Annotated in this window: 17 protein-coding genes; 6 read left to right on the forward strand and 11 right to left on the reverse strand. The window is 71.6% G+C overall.

Going from position 1 to position 16,072, the window contains the following annotated elements; all coding sequences use genetic code 11:
• Positions 1-84: 84 nt before the first annotated feature.
• The 7 genes from AB0959_RS49780 to AB0959_RS49810 form a co-directional block, all read right to left on the reverse strand.
• Positions 85-1,890, reverse strand: coding sequence for a S8 family serine peptidase (locus AB0959_RS49780; RefSeq protein WP_366833621.1), 1,806 nt, complete (start codon positions 1,888-1,890; stop codon positions 85-87).
• An 85-nt stretch (positions 1,891-1,975) separates the two neighbouring features.
• The gene (locus tag AB0959_RS49785) at positions 1,976-2,437 is read right to left on the reverse strand and encodes a hypothetical protein (protein ID WP_366833622.1); all 462 of its coding nucleotides are present in this window, start codon (positions 2,435-2,437) and stop codon (positions 1,976-1,978) included.
• 153 nt (positions 2,438-2,590) lie between these two features.
• The gene (locus AB0959_RS49790) at positions 2,591-3,199 is read right to left on the reverse strand and encodes a hypothetical protein (RefSeq protein WP_366833623.1); all 609 of its coding nucleotides are present in this window, start codon (positions 3,197-3,199) and stop codon (positions 2,591-2,593) included.
• Positions 3,196-4,527: a hypothetical protein gene (locus AB0959_RS49795; protein ID WP_366833624.1), complete on the reverse strand. Its 1,332-nt coding sequence runs from the start codon at positions 4,525-4,527 to the stop codon at positions 3,196-3,198. The genes AB0959_RS49790 and AB0959_RS49795 overlap by 4 nt, the downstream gene beginning before the upstream one ends.
• Positions 4,524-5,333 carry an ABC transporter ATP-binding protein gene (locus tag AB0959_RS49800; RefSeq protein ID WP_366833625.1) on the reverse strand — a complete coding sequence of 270 codons (810 nt, stop codon included), beginning with the start codon at positions 5,331-5,333 and terminating at the stop codon, positions 4,524-4,526. The genes AB0959_RS49795 and AB0959_RS49800 overlap by 4 nt, the downstream gene beginning before the upstream one ends.
• Positions 5,334-5,422: 89 nt before the next feature.
• Positions 5,423-6,253 carry a zf-HC2 domain-containing protein gene (locus AB0959_RS49805; protein ID WP_366833626.1) on the reverse strand — a complete coding sequence of 277 codons (831 nt, stop codon included), beginning with the start codon at positions 6,251-6,253 and terminating at the stop codon, positions 5,423-5,425.
• Positions 6,250-6,801, reverse strand: a complete 552-nt coding sequence (locus AB0959_RS49810) for an RNA polymerase sigma factor (RefSeq protein WP_366833627.1) — start codon at positions 6,799-6,801, stop codon at positions 6,250-6,252. Before AB0959_RS49810 ends, AB0959_RS49805 begins: the two co-directional genes overlap by 4 nt.
• Positions 6,802-6,991: 190 nt before the next feature.
• On the opposite strand from AB0959_RS49810, the gene AB0959_RS49815 reads away from it, so the two are divergent.
• Positions 6,992-7,291, forward strand: a complete 300-nt coding sequence (locus tag AB0959_RS49815) for a hypothetical protein (protein WP_366833628.1) — start codon at positions 6,992-6,994, stop codon at positions 7,289-7,291.
• A gap of 9 nt (positions 7,292-7,300) precedes the next feature.
• Here AB0959_RS49815 and AB0959_RS49820 read toward each other — a convergent pair whose 3' ends face one another.
• Genes AB0959_RS49820 through AB0959_RS49835 form a run of 4 tightly spaced genes read right to left on the reverse strand, consistent with a single transcriptional unit; the run spans position 7,301 to position 10,768 of the window.
• The gene (locus AB0959_RS49820; protein ID WP_366833629.1) at positions 7,301-7,915 is read right to left on the reverse strand and encodes a response regulator transcription factor; all 615 of its coding nucleotides are present in this window, start codon (positions 7,913-7,915) and stop codon (positions 7,301-7,303) included.
• The gene (locus AB0959_RS49825; protein ID WP_366833630.1) at positions 7,912-9,087 is read right to left on the reverse strand and encodes a sensor histidine kinase; all 1,176 of its coding nucleotides are present in this window, start codon (positions 9,085-9,087) and stop codon (positions 7,912-7,914) included. Before AB0959_RS49825 ends, AB0959_RS49820 begins: the two co-directional genes overlap by 4 nt.
• Complete coding sequence (locus AB0959_RS49830; protein ID WP_366833631.1) at positions 9,084-9,824, reverse strand: ABC transporter permease; 741 nt, start codon at positions 9,822-9,824, stop codon at positions 9,084-9,086. Before AB0959_RS49830 ends, AB0959_RS49825 begins: the two co-directional genes overlap by 4 nt.
• On the reverse strand, positions 9,821-10,768 hold the full coding sequence (locus tag AB0959_RS49835; protein WP_366833632.1) for an ABC transporter ATP-binding protein: 948 nt from the start codon (positions 10,766-10,768) through the stop codon (positions 9,821-9,823). The genes AB0959_RS49830 and AB0959_RS49835 overlap by 4 nt, the downstream gene beginning before the upstream one ends.
• Positions 10,769-10,966: 198 nt before the next feature.
• On the opposite strand from AB0959_RS49835, the gene AB0959_RS49840 reads away from it, so the two are divergent.
• The 5 genes from AB0959_RS49840 to AB0959_RS49860 all read left to right on the forward strand — a co-directional run bounded on the left by AB0959_RS49840 (position 10,967) and on the right by AB0959_RS49860 (position 15,429).
• A complete protein-coding gene (locus AB0959_RS49840) occupies positions 10,967-11,827 on the forward strand; it encodes a fructosamine kinase family protein (protein WP_366833633.1) in 861 nt (286 codons plus the stop codon).
• A gap of 30 nt (positions 11,828-11,857) precedes the next feature.
• Positions 11,858-12,841, forward strand: a complete 984-nt coding sequence (locus AB0959_RS49845) for an aldo/keto reductase (protein ID WP_366833634.1) — start codon at positions 11,858-11,860, stop codon at positions 12,839-12,841.
• Positions 12,842-13,108: 267 nt separating this feature from the next.
• A complete protein-coding gene (locus AB0959_RS49850; protein WP_366833635.1) occupies positions 13,109-13,621 on the forward strand; it encodes a DUF2269 domain-containing protein in 513 nt (170 codons plus the stop codon).
• A gap of 33 nt (positions 13,622-13,654) precedes the next feature.
• Positions 13,655-14,179, forward strand: coding sequence for a MarR family winged helix-turn-helix transcriptional regulator (locus AB0959_RS49855; RefSeq protein ID WP_366833636.1), 525 nt, complete (start codon positions 13,655-13,657; stop codon positions 14,177-14,179).
• Entirely contained in the window at positions 14,170-15,429 is a 1,260-nt protein-coding gene (locus AB0959_RS49860) for an MFS transporter (RefSeq protein ID WP_366833637.1), read from the forward strand. Before AB0959_RS49855 ends, AB0959_RS49860 begins: the two co-directional genes overlap by 10 nt.
• The last annotated feature ends 643 nt before the right edge of the window (positions 15,430-16,072 follow it).

Raw genomic sequence — 16,072 nt, forward strand, 5'->3', positions numbered from 1 at the left:
GGGGGCCCCCCGCCCCGGGCCGCGCCCCCCCCCCGCCCGGTGCTCTGCGTTGTGGGCCCGGCCCCCGGCCGAACTCGCCTTGGTCTACCCGGCCATGGATGGGGTGTAGGGGGACAGCGCCGGAGCGAGTTGGACTCCTGGGGCCAGGCCGAGGGCGACGAGGGCGTCGGGCATACCGCGTCCGACGCGGGACGCCTCCGTGGTTCCGGGCGCGGCCAGCCTGCGGCAGCTGGCGGCGACGAGTTCGAACAGGTGGTTGACGCGGCCGGGTCCACGGGGCAGCAACTGGCCGTGGAAGTCCTCGTGGTGGGCGAGTACGAGGGCGGCGAGACCGGCGACGTGGGCCGAGGCGGCGGTCGTACCGTCGAGCGCCGCGTAGCCGCCCTGAGGGGAGCAGGACAGGACCGCCACACCGGGCGCGGCCGCGTCGACTCCCGGGCCGTAGCAGCTGAACGGCGCGGCGAACAGTCCTTCCGGCGTCAGCTGCGAGCCGGAATGGGTGGCCTGGGACGTGTCCGCCGGGTAGGAACCGAAGACCCCCAGCGCACCCACGGCGAACACGGTGGGCAGCGAGCCCGGGAAGGCGACGGGCCCGCCCGTGTCGCCCGCGGGGGCCACGCAGGCGACACCCGCCGCGTTCGCGTCGGCGAGTTTGCGGGAGACCAGCGCCGACGAGTACGGGGCGGCCACCGCGATGTGGGCGATGTCGATCTCGCGCTCGATACAGTGGTCCAGAACGGCGATCAGATCACTGAAACAGCCGTCCGGCAGCAGTTGGCACACTTCTACGTCGGCGTCGACCGCGATGCCGACGAGCCCTGTGGCGGTGTCGGCTCCGGCGATGATGCCCGCCACATGCGTACCCGTGCCCACCATGTCGCGGGACCAGGCGGGTTCCGTGTCGGGACCGAGACCGATCCCGGAGCGCACCCGTTCCTTGAGGTCGGGGTGGTCCGCGGCGACGCCCGAACCGATGAGCGCGATCTTGACTCCGAAGGCGCGGAAGGTGGGAGGCAGCCGGTCCAGCCGCATGGCCTTCTGGCCCCAGCCGTAGCTCTGCCTCTCCTCCAGCCCGGGGGCCACCTTGCCCAGCGGGGTGAGGGTGACCAGGTTCTCCTGGGTGACCGACAGTTCCGGGCGGTGGATCCACCGGTCCAGGTAACCGCCCGCCGGGCGGACGTACAGGGACTGGATGGACTCCGGGGTCTCCGTGGCCAGGGTGACGCTGACCGTCCCGTCGGCCCCCGTGATCCCCTGCCCCGGCCAGGTCGCCCCGATCAGGAACACCCCCGCTCCGGCGAGCGGTTCGCCTTCGGGACCGCACACCCGCAGCGAGATCGTCACCGGTTCGTCCATCGGCAGGACGAGTCCCGGATCGCGCAGCGGCAGGATCCCCGCGGTCGCCGCGGCGGCGGGCCCGGTTCCGGACAGCGGCAGGTCCGGCTCGATGTGTACGTGCAGCGACCGCATCGCCGGCACCTGGGACTCGGCCGCCTCCACGACCGCGATCTCCGGGCAGGAGGGGTGCAGCCCGGTCGAACGGAGCTTCTCCGACGGCTGGAGCCTGCGGACCACCTTGGCCTCGGGCATCCGGCCCAGCTGGTCGATCACCGCGTCCATGCTGAGCTCGGACACTCCGGGTGGGAGCAGATGCTGGGGCAGCGGTGTCACCATGTACCGCTCGCGGCGCGGTTGCACCGAGACCGGGGACCGCGCGCCCTTCTTGCCTGGTTCCGCCTTACTTGGTGCCGCCTTCTTGCCCTCGGGTCCGGGCCCACCCTCGCCGCCGCCCTCGGACCCGCTCGCGCGGCTGTTTCCGGGCCTTTCCTTGACCATCACGTCCACCTTCACCACGGCTGTGTCGTACCTGCGCGTAACTGTCCTTCTCATCGGGCGACGGGGCGGCTCGCGCTCACAGGCTGATGCGGTGTGCCCGGTAACCGCTCCGGGCACACCGCATCGCGCCGCCCTGAGGTCAGCCGATACCGAAGGGCTGGCTCATGTGGCCGATGCCGAAGCCGGGCTGCTGGTACTGGCCGTACGGCTGCTGCTGGTACTGCTGGCCGAATCCACCGCCCATATGCTGCTGGCCCTGCTGGCCCTGCTGGCCCTGCTGCCCCATCTGGCTCTGCTGGAGCAGCATCACGATCGCGGACGGCAACGCCTGCTGTACGGACTGCTCCACCGCGTGCCGGATCCCCGCGTGCAGCGAACGGTGCAGGGCGAGCGCCAGGTAGGGGTGCGCCTGGTGGGCGATGCCCTGCTGCTGGAGCTGCTGCTGGACCTGCTGGATCTGCTGGAACGTCTGCTGCACCTGCTGCGCGGCCTGCTGGGCCGTCTGCTGGCACGCCTGCTGGATGGTCTGCTGAACCAGCTGGGCGATCTGCTGCGGGCCGCCGGCCTGCTGCATGGGTTGGGTACCGGTCATCACCGACATGAATGCTCCATTCGATGCCATCAAGGCGGAAGGCCGATGTCAGATTTATCGGCTTTTGTCGTACAGCACGACGTTCCTGAAGCTAAGTCGGCCTCGACCAAGCCGCAATCCGAGGTCGACTCTTGGGGGACAGGTCCCCCGGCCGGAGCCCTGTTACGGACGCGGTGACCGCGACGGCGCAGGACGCTCCGCGGACGCCGAACGGCTGCCGCGGGCCGCGTAGGCGACCAGGCCGCCGACGGCCAGAGCGGTGGCGACCACGATGGCGGCCGTGCTGTCCGGTGGCTGCAGGGGCCAGGTGAGGAGGCGCAGGATCTCCGGTTCCGTGAGGGGCGGAACGACCGCGGCGGCACCCGCACCGGCGGTCGGCAGGGTCCAGGCGAGTTCGTGGCCCAGCACGGTCGCCGCCAGCGCGGTGAGTCCGGCGAGACCTGCCGTGGCGCGCAGGACGACGCCCATCGACGCGTCGCTCGCGGCGGCTGCCACCACGAACACCTCGACGGCGACGGCCACGACGTGGACCGTGCGCCAGCGGGCCCAGCGGATCGCCGCCGTACGTTCCAGTGCGGCCGCAGCACCGCCGAGTCCGTTGCCCAGCACGCCCAGACCGAGACCGAGGGCGAGTACGGCGAAGATGTGTGTCTGCAGCGGGCGTTCGGGGGTGTTGCCGAACAGGGCCACCCCGGCGACTCCGGCCGCCGCCACGCCCGATGCGAGGGGAACCTGACGCGCACGCAGGTACAGCGTGAGCAGCCGCATCATGAGGCGTCCTCGGCCAGCACCGCTTCGAGGTCGCCCCGGCAGGTCTGTTCGGCCTCGCGTACCGCGGCGATCCGTCGCACCTGCTCCTGGGCGGGCAGCGCCTTCAACTTCCGCCACTCGGCGTCCCGTTCGTCCGTCTCCTCGCCCGGCAGAACGGTCAGCCCCGGTGCCGGGTACCTGCCGTACAGCCACGCGCTCGCGACAGCGCGCGGACCGTAGGCCACGGGCTCGCACGGGCGGGTGCCCGCTCCGGCAAGGATCTGGGCGACCATGGCATCCTCGCTGTCAGCGGCCCAGCCGCGGCCGGACACGTAGGTGTCGGCGTGCAGCCACGCCTCGCGGGCCGGCTGCGGGCCGGGGCGGTCACCGGTCACCTCGTGCACCGAGGTGGGTGCGTCGGGCAGTTTCGCCAGCAGCGTCAGGGCGCGGCGGGCCGGTCCGACCAGCTCGGCCAGGCCCCGCTCGTGCGCCTTGGTCACGCACACCGTGGGGCCACTGTCGCGCGTACAGACCTCGGCCGTCGCCCCCTCGTCGCGCTGCAGGCCTGAGGCCGGAGCGGCACCCAGCAGAGGCATCGCCACCACCAGACCGAGCAGTGCGGGCACGGACGCGACGACGGCCCTGCGGCGCCGGGCGACCATGAGCAGCGTCAGCCCGCTGCCGGCGAGGCCGGTGAACCACAGCGACTGCGCCAGGCTCACCGAGCCGGCGATGGTGGTGAACTCGTCGAAGTTGCTGGTGAGGTTGGGCACCAGCAGCGAAACGGGGCCGGGCTCCGACGACTTGGCCAGCTGGATGGGGAGGAGCAGCGCCAGGAAGCCCGCCACGACCAGTACCGGAGGGGTGTAGACCGACGGGACGAGCCGGCCGATGCCCATGCCCAGCCATCCGGCGGCGACGAGCGTCAGCGCCCCCACGGCCGTGATGGGCACCCAGTCGCCGGACAGGTGGTCGGTCCTGCCGGCGACCCGGACCGCGCCCGCGGCGAGCGTCAGCACGTAGCCGAGGATCAGACAGAGCGCGAGTGCGACGGCGGTGGGCAGCGTACGCCGCCAGGTGGGCAGCGGGGTGGTGCCGAGCAACTCCTCCATGCCCGAGCGGCGGTCACGCCGGGCCTGCCAGGCGCCTCCGCCGAGGGCCAGGGGCCAGAGCAGGACCAGCATGATCCGCTGGAAGGCGGCCAGCAGCGTCCACTGCGTGTCCCACAACTCCCCCTGCCGGGACATCACGAGCGTCCACAGTCCGGCGACGCCGAGTGCGGCGATCAGCGCGCCGACGACCACCGCGGAGGAGCGGCGCAGTTCGATGCCCAGGATCCGCGTGCTCATCGGCCCGGCTCCCGCCGCGTACGGGGGCGGGCGAGGAGGGCGGTGTAGCCGCGCTCGATCGGGCTGTCCCCGACGTCCCGCGCGTCGCCGAGGGCGGCGACCTCCTCGGGCGTTCCCTGGAACACCAGTTGGCCCTGGTCGACGAGCACCACGTTGGTGCAGGAGGCGGCGACGTCCTCGACCAGGTGGGTGGACACCAGCACGCACGCCTGCTCGCCCAGATCGCGCAGGAGCGTGCGGAACTCCAGGCGCTGTGCCGGGTCCAGGCCCACGGTCGGCTCGTCGAGCAGCAGGAGGTCCGGATCGTTCACGATCGCCTGGGCGATGCCCGCACGGCGCAGCATGCCTCCGGACAGCGTCTTCATCCGGTCGTCGGCGCGGTTGGCGAGTCCGACCCGCTCGATCGCGCGCTGCACGGCTGCGGGAACCTGGCCCGCGTCCATCTTCTTCAGCCAGGCCATGTACTCCACGAACTCGCGCAGGGTGAACCGCGGGTAGTAGCCGAAGTCCTGCGGCAGGTACCCGATTCTCTTCCGCAGCGCTCGCAGGTCGGTCCGGGCACCGATCCGCCGGCCCAGCAACTCCAGTTCGCCGCCCGCCGGTTGCAGAACGGTCGCCAGGGAGCGGATCAGTGTGGTCTTGCCGGCGCCGTTGGGGCCGAGCAGTCCGTGCACACCTCGGCCGAGCCGCAGGTCCAGACCGTCGACGGCCGTGCGGCGTCCGGCCCGCACACGGAGGTCCTGGGCGTGTATGTGCCAGGCGTACGTGGTCGGCGCCAGATCGGCGGAGGCCACCGTGCGCACCATGCGTGTCTCCTGTTCGTTCGTTTGCCGGGCAGTCGCTCGGGACTTCCCGGGCGGGTTGGAAGTCGCTTGTGTGTCAGGGCAGTTGTGTGTCAGGGCAGTTCTCTGCCGGGCAGCGTGGTGAAGGCACGGGCTCGTACGGTGATCGCGACGGCGGACACCGTGACCGCCAGACCCCAGGCAGGCAGACTCTGGGGTGCCAGCAGCACGGACACCCGTGCGGTGAACAGACTGGGGACGATCACCCCGAGGACCCACGCCGTGCCCAGGAGGACGGCCGCGTGCCGTACGCCGGTCACCGTGCCGAGCGCGAGCGTGCCGACCGTGAAGGCGAGGCACGGCAGCAGGCACAGGGCCGGCGACACCCCGACGACGCCCCCGGCCACGGCCAGCACCGGGATCACCACGCCGAGCACCACGGCCGTGCGCCGCAGCACCATGCGCAGCCCCGCACGCGGTGTGGTCACCGTCAACTCGCTCATCGGGTCCAGCCGCCGGGTCCAGGCGGCCGCGACCCCGAGCAGCGGGACCACGGGAGAGAGCAGCAGAACCAGCGAGGGCACGTCCTTCCCTCGGGCGAGCATGTCGATGCCGAGCGCGGAGAGCGCCACCAGCACGCTCATCAGCAGCCAGGGCAGCTGCGACGGCGGCGCCCAGCGGCGTACCTCGCGCAGCAGCGGGGTACGCGCGGGCGCGGGCCGGCCGAGTGCCGTCGCGTCCAGCGCGGCCCACACGTCGTCGAGCAGGGTGTTCACCGCGGGCGTGTGCGTCGCGACCGCCTCGGCCACGCGTCGCCTGCAGGGGGCGCAGTTCTCCAGGTGTGCTTCCAGCGCCCACTCCGCGTCGGCGGGCAGTGTGGTGTCCCCCGAGACGTAGGCGGTGATCAGGTGGCGCCCGGCGTGGGCCCCTGTGGTGCCGGTCATGACATCGCCTTCCGCATGGCCAGCCTCGCGCGCCGAGCCCGGGTCTTGACTGTTCCCTCTGGTATGCCGAGCAGCGTCGAGGCCTCCCGGACGCTCAGCCCGTCCAGGACCAGGGCCCGCAGGACCTCACGCAGTTCCGGCGCGAGCGTGGCGAGGGCGTCGCCCACGTCGCCGGACAGCGTCGACTCCAGCAGCGTCTCCTCGGCGCTGGGGGTGTCCGCGTCGGCCGTGTCGACCGCGGCCGCGGCGCGCAGGTTGGTCTGGTGCCGCCCCTCGGACCGGAAGGCGTCGACGAGCCGCCGGGCGGCCACCGTCCACAGCCAGCCCACCGCGCTGCCGCCGGCCGCGCTGCCGGCGAACGAGCCCGCTGCCCGCCACACCACGAGGTAGGTCTCCTGCAGCACCTCCCCCACGATCTGCTCGTCGGCGCAACGGCGGCGCAGCCGCGCCGCGAGCCACGGTGACGTGCGGCGGTAGAACTCCTCGAACGCCGCGCGGTCGGCCTTGGCCACCCTGCGCAGCAGGCCTTCCTCGTCCAACCGCCTCATGGCGGTCGCTCTTTTCCACACATCAGGCCGGTCGTTGCGGGCACTCTCGCAGGTTCACTTCTCCACTGTGATGCCCCTCACACGGCTCTGGCGGGCGGAGTGCCCGGCACACGGACGGCCCACGACGAAAGGCGGTCGGTCGGCCGTGCCGGTCTACTGGCCGGGAAGCGCTAACAGAGGAGGCATCGCGATGGCCGTTGTGTTGTCCCTGCGCTGGGACGGGCTGGCGCCCGAGCAGTACGACGCCGTACGGGACTCGGTGGGCTGGGAGGAGGAGGTGCCGGAGGGTCTCGTCCTGCATGTGGCCTGGTACGAGGAGGGTGCGCTGCAGGTGACCGACGTGTGGGACGACCAGGCGGACTTCGAGCGGTTCTTCGCCGACCGGATCGCGCCGGCCCTCAAGGAGGTCGGCATCACCGGCGAGCCCGAGTCCCGTTTCCTGCCGCTCCACCGTCGTTTCGTGGCTCCCGGCGTGAGCGGTGCCGCCTGATCGGTCCTGTCAGAGCCAGCCCTTCTCCCTCGCTATCCGTACCGCCTCCGCCCTGTTGCGTGCCGTGAGTTTCTGGATCGCGGTGGAGAGGTAGTTGCGGACCGTGCCCTGGGAGAGGTGCAGGGTCGCGGCCAGTTCCGCGTTGGTGGAACCGTCGGCCGCGGCGCGGAGCACCTCGCGTTCGCGGTCCGTCAGGGGGTTCGCGCCCTCGGCCAGGGCCGCCGCGGCCAGGGTGGGGTCGATGACCCGCTCCCCCGCCAGCACCTTGCGGACCGCCGCGGCGAGCTGGGCCGCCGGGGCGTCCTTCACCAGGAACGCGTCCGCCCCGGCCTCCATCGCGCTGCGCAGATAGCCGGGCCGCCCGAACGTCGTGAGGATCACCAGCTTGATCCCGGGCAGCTCCGCGTGCAGCCGGCCCGCCGCCTCGATCCCGGTCGCGCCCGGCATCTCGATGTCCAGCAGCGCCACGTCCACGTCGTGTTCCCGGGCCGCCTCCACCACCTCGTCCCCGCGTGCCACCTGTGTGACGACGTCGATGTCGGGTTCGAGGCCGAGCAGTGCGGCCAGCGCCTCGCGGACCATCGACTGGTCCTCGGCGAGCAGGACCTTGATCATGCGGCTCATGCCCCGGATCCTATGGGGTCGTTCGCGCGGGCTCCTGACCCGGCGGGCACCAGGGCTACCAGCCGGAATCCCCCGCGCCGCCCCGGCTGCGCCGTCAGCTCCCCGCCGGCCTTCTCCAGGCGCTCGGTCAGGCCGGTCAGCCCGTTCCCGAAACTGCTCTTGTCCATTCCCTGGCCGTCGTCCTCCACGGTCAGCTCCGCCGTCGGCCCGTCGAGGGTCTCGCGGCGCACCAGCTCCACCGAGCAGCGCCGGGCCCCGCTGTGCCGTACGACATTGGTGACCGCCTCGCGCAGCGCCCACGCCAGGGCGGCCTCGCGCTCCTCGGAGATCCCGGTGAGATCCGGGTCGGCGGGCACGTCGGCGGTGATGCCCGCCGCGGTCAACGCGGCCTGCGCGCCCGCGAGTTCGCCGGACAGCCGCGGCCTGCGGTAGCCCGTGACGGCCTCGCGGACATCGACCAGGGCCTGGCGGCTGACGTTCTCGATGTCGGCGACCTGCCGGGCCGCCTTGTCGGGGTGGTCGGGCAGCATCCGGCCCGCCAGTTCGCTCTTCAGCGTGATCAGCGACAGGGAGTGCCCCAGCAGGTCGTGCAGGTCGCGCGCCAGGCGCAGCCGTTCCTCGTTCGCGGCGAGCTGTGCCACGGTCGCCCGCGCCTCGCGCAGCGCGATGGTCGTCCGGATGAGTTCGCGTACGCCGGTCATGGCGAACCCTCCGAGCAGCGCCGGGAAGAGCAGGTTCGCCAGGTACGCCTCCCCGTCCGGGACCGTGAGCGCGATCGCCGTCATCAGGGCGGACGTGACCGGGATGGCCCACCTCGCCAGCCGCATCGGGAGCGCCGCACCGGACGAGATGGACACGTACACGAACAGGACGAGCCATTCCCGCCCGAGCGAGAGGGCGAGCACGGTCGACTCGGCCGCGAGGGCCGCGATCGAGCCCAGCACCGCGCCGTTGGTCTCCCCGCGGCCCGTGCGGAACACCAGGGCGAAGTACCAGGCGACGAAGACGACCAGGCCCAGGCAGCCGAGGATCCGGGCGCCGTCGCTGTGCCCACCGTGCAGGAGGTCCTTGACCGGTGCGCCCAGGTAGGCGAACCAGATGCCGATCCAGAACAGCTTGACCAGCTTTTGTCTGCGGTTCCTGGGGCGCTGCCCGATGCCTATGCTGCTCACGCCTTCAGCGTGTCCTTCCGGTAGAGCCAAGCCGCGCCGCCGGAGAAGAGGACGAAGAAGACGGCGAGGATGGCGATGTCCTGGGCCTGCGGGGCCTGGCTCTGTTCGATCGCCCGCCCGAGGGCAGCGTACGCGTGTGTGGGCAGCCATTTGGCGATGTCCTGCAGCCACTGCGGGAACGTGGTCGACGGCATCCACAGGCCACCGAGCATGGACAGCCCGAAGTAGGTGATCATCGTGATCGGGCGGACCGCGTCCCCGGTGGCGAGGTAACCGATGGCGACGCCGAGCGCGGCGAAGACGAGGCTGCCGGCCCAGATGGCACCGGTGAGGGCGAGCCACTGCCAGGCGTCCAGGCGTACGTCCTTCACGGCCGCGGCGACGACGAAGACGATCACGATGGACGGCAGGCTGACCACGGCGGCACTCGCCGTCTTCGCCAGGACGTAGCCGCGTCCCGGCAGGGTGGTCAGCCGCAGCTGTCGTACCCAGCCGCTCTCGCGCTCCTTGGCGATGCGTTCGCTGTTGCCCATCAGCACGGCGGTCAGGGCACCGAAGGAGGCCATGGAGACCATCATGTAGGTCGGGACGGTCAGCCCGGTGCCGTCGATCTTGGTTTTGGAGTCGGCGTTGCCCGCGATGAGCAGGAACAGGGCCGAGGGGTAGATCACGGAGAAGAACAGGAACTTGCGGTTGCGCAGGGCGCGGGCCAGTTCGAGCCTGATCAGACTGTTCATGACTGCTTGGCCTCCTCGGCGGCGGTGATCGCGACGAAGGCCTGCTCCAGACCGAGCCCGGCCACTTCGAGATTGCGGGGGTAGAGACCGAGGCCGTACAGCGCGTGCACGGTGGCGTCGGCGTCCGTGGACTGGATACGGACCGCCCGGCCGGAGCCCTCGGCGGTGCCGTTGCGGGAGATCGTGATCGTGGTGAGGAAGGGCAGCTCGCGCAGCCTGTCCTCGTCGACGGTGCCCTCGATGTCGAAGGCGATCCGGCGGGCACCGGCCTTCGCCTTGATCTCTGCGGCGGTGCCGTCCGCGAGGAGCCGTCCCCGGTGCAGGACGAGCACGCGGTCCGCTATGGCGTCGGCCTCTTCGAGGTAGTGGGTGGCGAAGAGCACCGTGCGGCCCTGTTCGGCCTGTTCGCGCATGGTGGCCCAGAAGGCCTGGCGGGCCGAGACGTCCATGCCGGTGGTCGGCTCGTCCAGGACGATCAGATCACTGTCGCCGGCCGTGGCCAGGGCGAAGCGGACGCGCTGGCTCTGGCCGCCGGAGAGCTTGTTGACCTTGCGGTCGGCGATCTGTGCGATGCCCGCGCGGGCCAGCACGTCCCTCACCGGGAACGGCCTGGGATGCAGATCGCAGGCGAGCCGTACCAGCTCGCCGACCGTCACCTCGTCCATCAGCCCGCCGCTCTGGAGCATGGCACCGACCTTGCCGCCCACGATCGCCTCGCGGGGGCTGGTGCCGAACACCCGGACCGTGCCGCTGTCCGCCGGCCGCAGGCCGAGCAGCAGGTCGAGCGTGGTGGACTTGCCCGCCCCGTTCGGCCCGAGCAGAGCCACGGTCTCCCCCGGGTGCAGGGCGAGCGTGAGCCCGTCCACCGCACGGACGTCTCCATAACTCTTGGTCACCTGATCGAACGCGACCACCGGCGAGGTGGCCTCCGCACTTGTCGTCATGCGGACCATCCTGGCCAGGAGGGATCCCGGCCGGGCAGTGCCGTGTGTCGCGAGTACGAGATGACAGATGTCATGCCCGAACAGCCGCCGGATGAGCGGAGGTTGAGAGGTTGAGTCGGTCCACGGTCACATGATTACCGTGACGCGTGACGGAAGCCCTGCCCGCGACGACCACCGGGCGGCCCTACCCTGGGGGCCGTGAGCAGCGAGAACCCAGGAGCGGCGGCGGAACGGCTCACCGGACGTCCGGTGAGGGGTGAGCGCCCGCTGTCGGCGGCGCTCGCCGAAGTCACCCTCGACGACGGCCAGGTGGTGATGGTCAAGCGCGGAGGCGAACCCGGTGCGGTGCGGGCCGAGGCGGCGGGGTTGCGCTGGCTGGGCGACGCCGGGACGGTCCGTGTCCCCGCCGTGTACGGCCAGGACGCCCACTGGCTGGTGACCGAGCGTGTCCCGCAGGGCAGGCCCGACCTGCAGGCGGCGGTCCGGTTGGGCGGTGATCTGGCCGCCCTGCACTCCGCCGGCGCGGCGGCGTTCGGTGCCGCGCCGCCCGACGGACCGAGCGAGGCGTACATCGGACTCGCTCCGATGCGCAACGCCCCGGGTGCCGACTGGCCGCGCTGGTACGCCGAGCACCGGGTGCTGCCCTATCTGCGCCGCGCGGTCGACGAGGGCATCATGCGGACCAACGAGGCGGCCGTGGTGGAGCGGGTCTGCGAACGGCTGCCGGAGCTGGCGGGCCCCGCCGAGCCGCCCGCCCGGCTCCACGGCGACCTGTGGAACGGCAACGTCCTGTGGGGCGCCGACGGAGACGCCTGGCTGATCGACCCGGCCGCGCACGGCGGACACCGCGAGACCGATCTGGCGATGCTGCGTCTCTTCGGCTGTCCCCACCTCGACGGGATCCTGGAGGGCTACCAGGACTCCGCGCCGCTCGCGGACGGCTGGGCGGACCGTGTCCCGCTGCACCAGCTGTTCCCGTTGCTGGTCCACACCGTGCTGTTCGGACGCGGCTACGCCGAGCAGTCGCTCGCGGCGGCCCGGGCGGCCCTGACCGACTGACCTGGTGAGGGCGGGTGACAGACTGACCGCATGGATGAGCGCGTAATCGGCAGGTTGGGTCAGCAGGTGTCGGTCGTGGGGCTGGGCACCTGGCAGTTGGGGGCCGACTGGGGGGACGTCGACGACAAGGACGCCCTGAAGGTGCTGGAGGCGGCGGCCGAGTCGGGGGTGACCTTCTTCGACACCGCCGACGTGTACGGGGACGGGCGCAGCGAGCAGACCATCGCCGGCTTCCTGCGCGGCCGGCCCGACCTGCATGTGATGGTCGCGACGAAGATGGGCCGTCGCCTGGAGCAGATCCCGCAGAACTACGTCCTGGACAACTTCCGCGCCTGGAACGACCGTTCCCGGCGCAATCTCGGCGTCGACTGCCTCGATCTGGTGCAGCTGCACTGCCCTCCGACGCCCGTCTACTCGTCGGACGAGGTGTTCGACGCCCTCGACACGCTCGTCGAGGAGGAGCGCATCTCGGCGTACGGCGTCAGCGTGGAGACCTGCGCCGAGGCGCTCACGGCGATCGCGCGGCCGAACGTGACGAGCGTGCAGATCATCTTCAACCCGTTCCGCGTGAAGCCGCTGAGGGAGGTTCTCCCGGCCGCCGAGAAGGCGGGCGTCGGCATCATCGCCCGCGTGCCGCTCGCCTCCGGGCTGCTGTCGGGCAAGTACACGAAGGACACGGTCTTCGCCGCCGACGACCACCGCACGTACAACCGGAACGGGGAGGCCTTCGACCAGGGCGAGACGTTCTCCGGCGTCGACTTCGAGACGGGCGTCGAAGCCGCGGCCGAGTTCGCCGCACTCGCCCCGGAGGGGTGCACCCCGGCCCAGTTGGCGCTGCGCTGGATCATCCAGCAGCCGGGCGTCAGCACCGTGATACCCGGGGCCCGCTCGGCCGAGCAGGCCCGGGCCAACGCGTACGCCGCCAAGTCGGCCCCGCTGTCCGAGGAGACGCTCGCCGCGATCCAGGACCTCTACGACCGCCGGATCAAGGATCAGGTGGAAGGCCGTTGGTAGGCCGTTGGTAGGCCGTTGGTAGGCGGCTGGCAAGTCTCGAAGGCCGTCTCCGTCTGTCTGTCCGTCCGGACCGTCCGTCCGTCCGTCCGTCCGTCCGCGGGAAAGTCTTGCGCCGCTTCCCCGGACGGACGACGTGTTTCCGCGTGCGCACGACCGACCACCACCGCATCGACGAGATGACGTCTCGCCCCGTACTCCGAAGCCAGTACGCGTGGTTACTCCCGCCGTCAGACGTCCTCGGCGCGCTCTCCCGGCACCGTGAGGCGCGTGAAACTCACCCGACCCGCACGCCGGGCTCTCCTCGTCGTCCATGTGGTCGCCTCCGCGGGCTGGCTCGGGCTCACGCTCGGGCTGCTCTCGCTCGGGGTCACCGCGGCCACCACCGGGTCCGCGGTGACCGTGGAGGCCTCCGTCCGGGCCATGAAGCTCTTCGCCGACTGGCTCCTGCTCCCCGTAGCGTTCCTGACACTCCTCAGCGGGCTGGTGCTGTCCCTGGGCACCCCGTGGGGACTGGCCAGGCACCGGTGGGTCTACACGAAGTTCTGGCTGACCCTGGCCACGGCCACCGCCACGGTCTTCGCCCTGCGCCCCGCGGTGAACTCCGCGGTCACCGCCGTCGCCGCGGGCCGGCCGCTGCCCGACGCCGGTGACGTCCTGTACGGGCCGGTCGTGTCCCTGTCCGCGTACGTCTTCATGACGGTGATCTCGGTCCTCAAGCCGTGGGGTCTGACGCGGCGGGGCCGCAGGCTGCGTGCGTCGGGACGGCGGGGCAGATCGTAACAGTGCTTATATAAGCACTGTTACGATCTGCCCATGACCGAACCCTCACCCGATCCCGATCCCGAACTCCCGGTATCCGACCCCACCCACGAAAGCCTCTGGCGGCCTCTGCGCCTTCTCCAGGCCGTGATGGACGCGGACATCGCCCGGATCTACTCCGAGGGGCGGATCGAAGGACTCAAGCCGAGCTTCGTGATGGAGTTGCTCCGCCTCCACGCCTGTGGGCCGATGTCCATCAAGGAACTGGCGGAGTCGGTCAACCGGACCCATTCGGCGCTCAGTCAGAAGGTGGCGGCGATGCGCGCGGCCGGCTGGGTCGAGACGGTCGTCGGCGACGACGCGCGCACCAAGAAGGTGACACTCACTCAGAAGGCTCGCGGTGTCGTCGGTCGCCTGGCGGCGGAATGGCGGGCGACCGAGGCCGCCATCGCAGAGGTCGAGGCGGAGATCCCCTATCCGCTCAGCCGGGTCGTCGCCGACATCGAGCAGGCCCTGGAGCGCAGGAGCTTTCACGACCGGATCGCCGAGAAGCTGGCTCAGGACCCCGCGTGGCGCTGAGACACGTACTGCTCGACGTGACCCCGCTGCGGTCGTCGGCACCGTTCCGGCGGCTGTGGATCGGTCAGTCCCTCTCCGCCCTCGGCGGTCAGATGACCGCCGTCGCCGTGATGTTCCAGATCTGGCAGTCGACCGGGAGCACCACGTGGACCGGCGCGGTCGGCCTGGCACAGGCGATCCCGCTCGTCGCGCTCGGTCTCTTCGCCGGATCGGTCGTCGACCGCGTCGACCGGCGGAGGTTCTACCTGTTCACGACCAGCGGACAAGCCGTCTGCTCGCTCCTGCTCGCGCTTCAGGGCTTCCTCCAGGACGTGCCGCCGGGCGGAGTACTGGCACTGGTCGCGGCTCAGTCCTGCTTCGCCGCCGGCGGCGGCCCGGCGTCCCGCACCTTCATCCCGCACCTGTTGCCCAAGCACCAGCTGGCTGCCGGACTCGCGCTGCGACGGATCGCCTTCCAGGGGGCGATGCTCGCGGGGCCGGCTCTGGGCGGGCTGATCATCGGCGGGCTGGGAGTGGGGGCCTGCTACGTGATCGACGCGGCCACCTTCTCCACGGCGTTGTACGGTGCCTTCGGTCTGCCGCCGATGGTCCCCGGCGGCGAGCCGTCGCGGCCCGGCGTCCGTGGAGTCCTGGACGGCCTGGCCTTCCTGATCAGGACTCCCGTCATCCGTGGAGCGCTGGTCACGGACCTGGCCGCCACCGTACTGTCCATGCCGATCAGCCTGTTCCCCCTGATCAACTCGGAACGGTTCGGCGGGAGTCCGCGAACTCTCGGGCTCTTCCTCACCGCCATAGCCGTCGGCGGCACCGTCGCGTCCGTCTTCTCCGGGACCTTCACCCGGGTCCCCCGGCAGGGCCTGGTCATGCTCGGCGGATCCGCCGCATGGGGTGGGGCGCTCGTACTGTTCGGCATGTCGCCGGATCCGTGGACCGGGCTGGCCTTCCTCGTCCTGGCCGGCGCCGCCGACACCGTCTCCGTGGTGTCCCGCGGCACCATCGTCCAGACGCACACGCCGAACGAACTGCTGGGGCGCGTCGGCGCCGCCGAGCAAGTCGTCGGGCAGGCCGGCCCCGACCTCGGCAACATGCGCGGCGGTCTCGTCGCGGACGCCACGTCGGGAACGGCGGCCCTCATCAGCGGCGGCCTGCTCTGCCTCGGCGCTGTCGCCGTGGTGGGCGCGACCACCCCGGGGCTTCGCCGGTCGTCCACACCGTCGCCCGCTCCTCACACGCCCCCGGCCGGCCCCTAGCTCCGCTGTCGGTCGTGGGCGCCGGCCTGGGGCCGTGCACGTTGCCCGCTCCGGGAGCCATGTGTTTGGCAGGAGTTGCCGAAGCGTGGGGCGGACCCGCAGGCGTGTACTGGAGGTCCGTCGCGGCTGGCGCGTCGAGCGGCGGCCGGAGGCAGGAATGGGGAGAGTGGCCGCCAGGCGTGCCGGCGGGGGCCCGACTTCAGCGGCGGCACGCGTCTGGGCGATCGGATGCGGGCTTTCACACCCAGAGGACCTCGGCTCGGCCGCCCACGGCTCCGTGCTCGTCATCTCCTCCGGCGCCGGGGACGCGGAGACACCGCCCGCGTCGGCAGGGTCCAGGGCACAGGCGCATCGGGGCGTCCTGGCCAACCCGCGGTCGGGCAGGCTTGGTTGCCGGCCGCTCCTCGGGGCATGGCGGCACGCCTCCCGGATGTGGACGGCTTAAGCTCCGCAACCGCGGCGGCCAGGCCGCATACGTGTCGGGGCTGCACCAGCAACTGTCGGACATCGTCAGCAGCTTCCTGCCCATACTCCCGGCTCGGGGTTAGCGCCACCTCTTCCAGGGATTTCCCCCCCAGCAATCACCCATGCTGGGCGCACACATGGAAGGGGGGTTTGTGGGGCGGTGGGGACACAACCAGGG

The organism is Streptomyces sp. NPDC046862, assembly GCF_040704615.1.
Taxonomy (GTDB): Bacteria; Actinomycetota; Actinomycetes; order Streptomycetales; family Streptomycetaceae; genus Streptomyces.

Excerpts from the sequence above, each read along its gene's own strand:
- AB0959_RS49780 (WP_366833621.1), bottom strand. The coding sequence starts at position 1,890 with ATGAGAAGGACAGTTACGCGCAGGTACGACACAGCCGTGGTGAAGGTG.
- AB0959_RS49785 (WP_366833622.1), bottom strand. The coding sequence starts at position 2,437 with ATGTCGGTGATGACCGGTACCCAACCCATGCAGCAGGCCGGCGGCCCG.
- AB0959_RS49790 (WP_366833623.1), bottom strand. The coding sequence starts at position 3,199 with ATGATGCGGCTGCTCACGCTGTACCTGCGTGCGCGTCAGGTTCCCCTC.
- AB0959_RS49795 (WP_366833624.1), bottom strand. The coding sequence starts at position 4,527 with ATGAGCACGCGGATCCTGGGCATCGAACTGCGCCGCTCCTCCGCGGTG.
- AB0959_RS49800 (WP_366833625.1), bottom strand. The coding sequence starts at position 5,333 with ATGGTGCGCACGGTGGCCTCCGCCGATCTGGCGCCGACCACGTACGCC.
- AB0959_RS49805 (WP_366833626.1), bottom strand. The coding sequence starts at position 6,253 with ATGACCGGCACCACAGGGGCCCACGCCGGGCGCCACCTGATCACCGCC.
- AB0959_RS49810 (WP_366833627.1), bottom strand. The coding sequence starts at position 6,801 with ATGAGGCGGTTGGACGAGGAAGGCCTGCTGCGCAGGGTGGCCAAGGCC.
- AB0959_RS49815 (WP_366833628.1), top strand. The coding sequence starts at position 6,992 with ATGGCCGTTGTGTTGTCCCTGCGCTGGGACGGGCTGGCGCCCGAGCAG.
- AB0959_RS49820 (WP_366833629.1), bottom strand. The coding sequence starts at position 7,915 with ATGAGCCGCATGATCAAGGTCCTGCTCGCCGAGGACCAGTCGATGGTC.
- AB0959_RS49830 (WP_366833631.1), bottom strand. The coding sequence starts at position 9,824 with ATGAACAGTCTGATCAGGCTCGAACTGGCCCGCGCCCTGCGCAACCGC.
- AB0959_RS49835 (WP_366833632.1), bottom strand. The coding sequence starts at position 10,768 with ATGACGACAAGTGCGGAGGCCACCTCGCCGGTGGTCGCGTTCGATCAG.
- AB0959_RS49845 (WP_366833634.1), top strand. The coding sequence starts at position 11,858 with ATGGATGAGCGCGTAATCGGCAGGTTGGGTCAGCAGGTGTCGGTCGTG.
- AB0959_RS49855 (WP_366833636.1), top strand. The coding sequence starts at position 13,655 with ATGACCGAACCCTCACCCGATCCCGATCCCGAACTCCCGGTATCCGAC.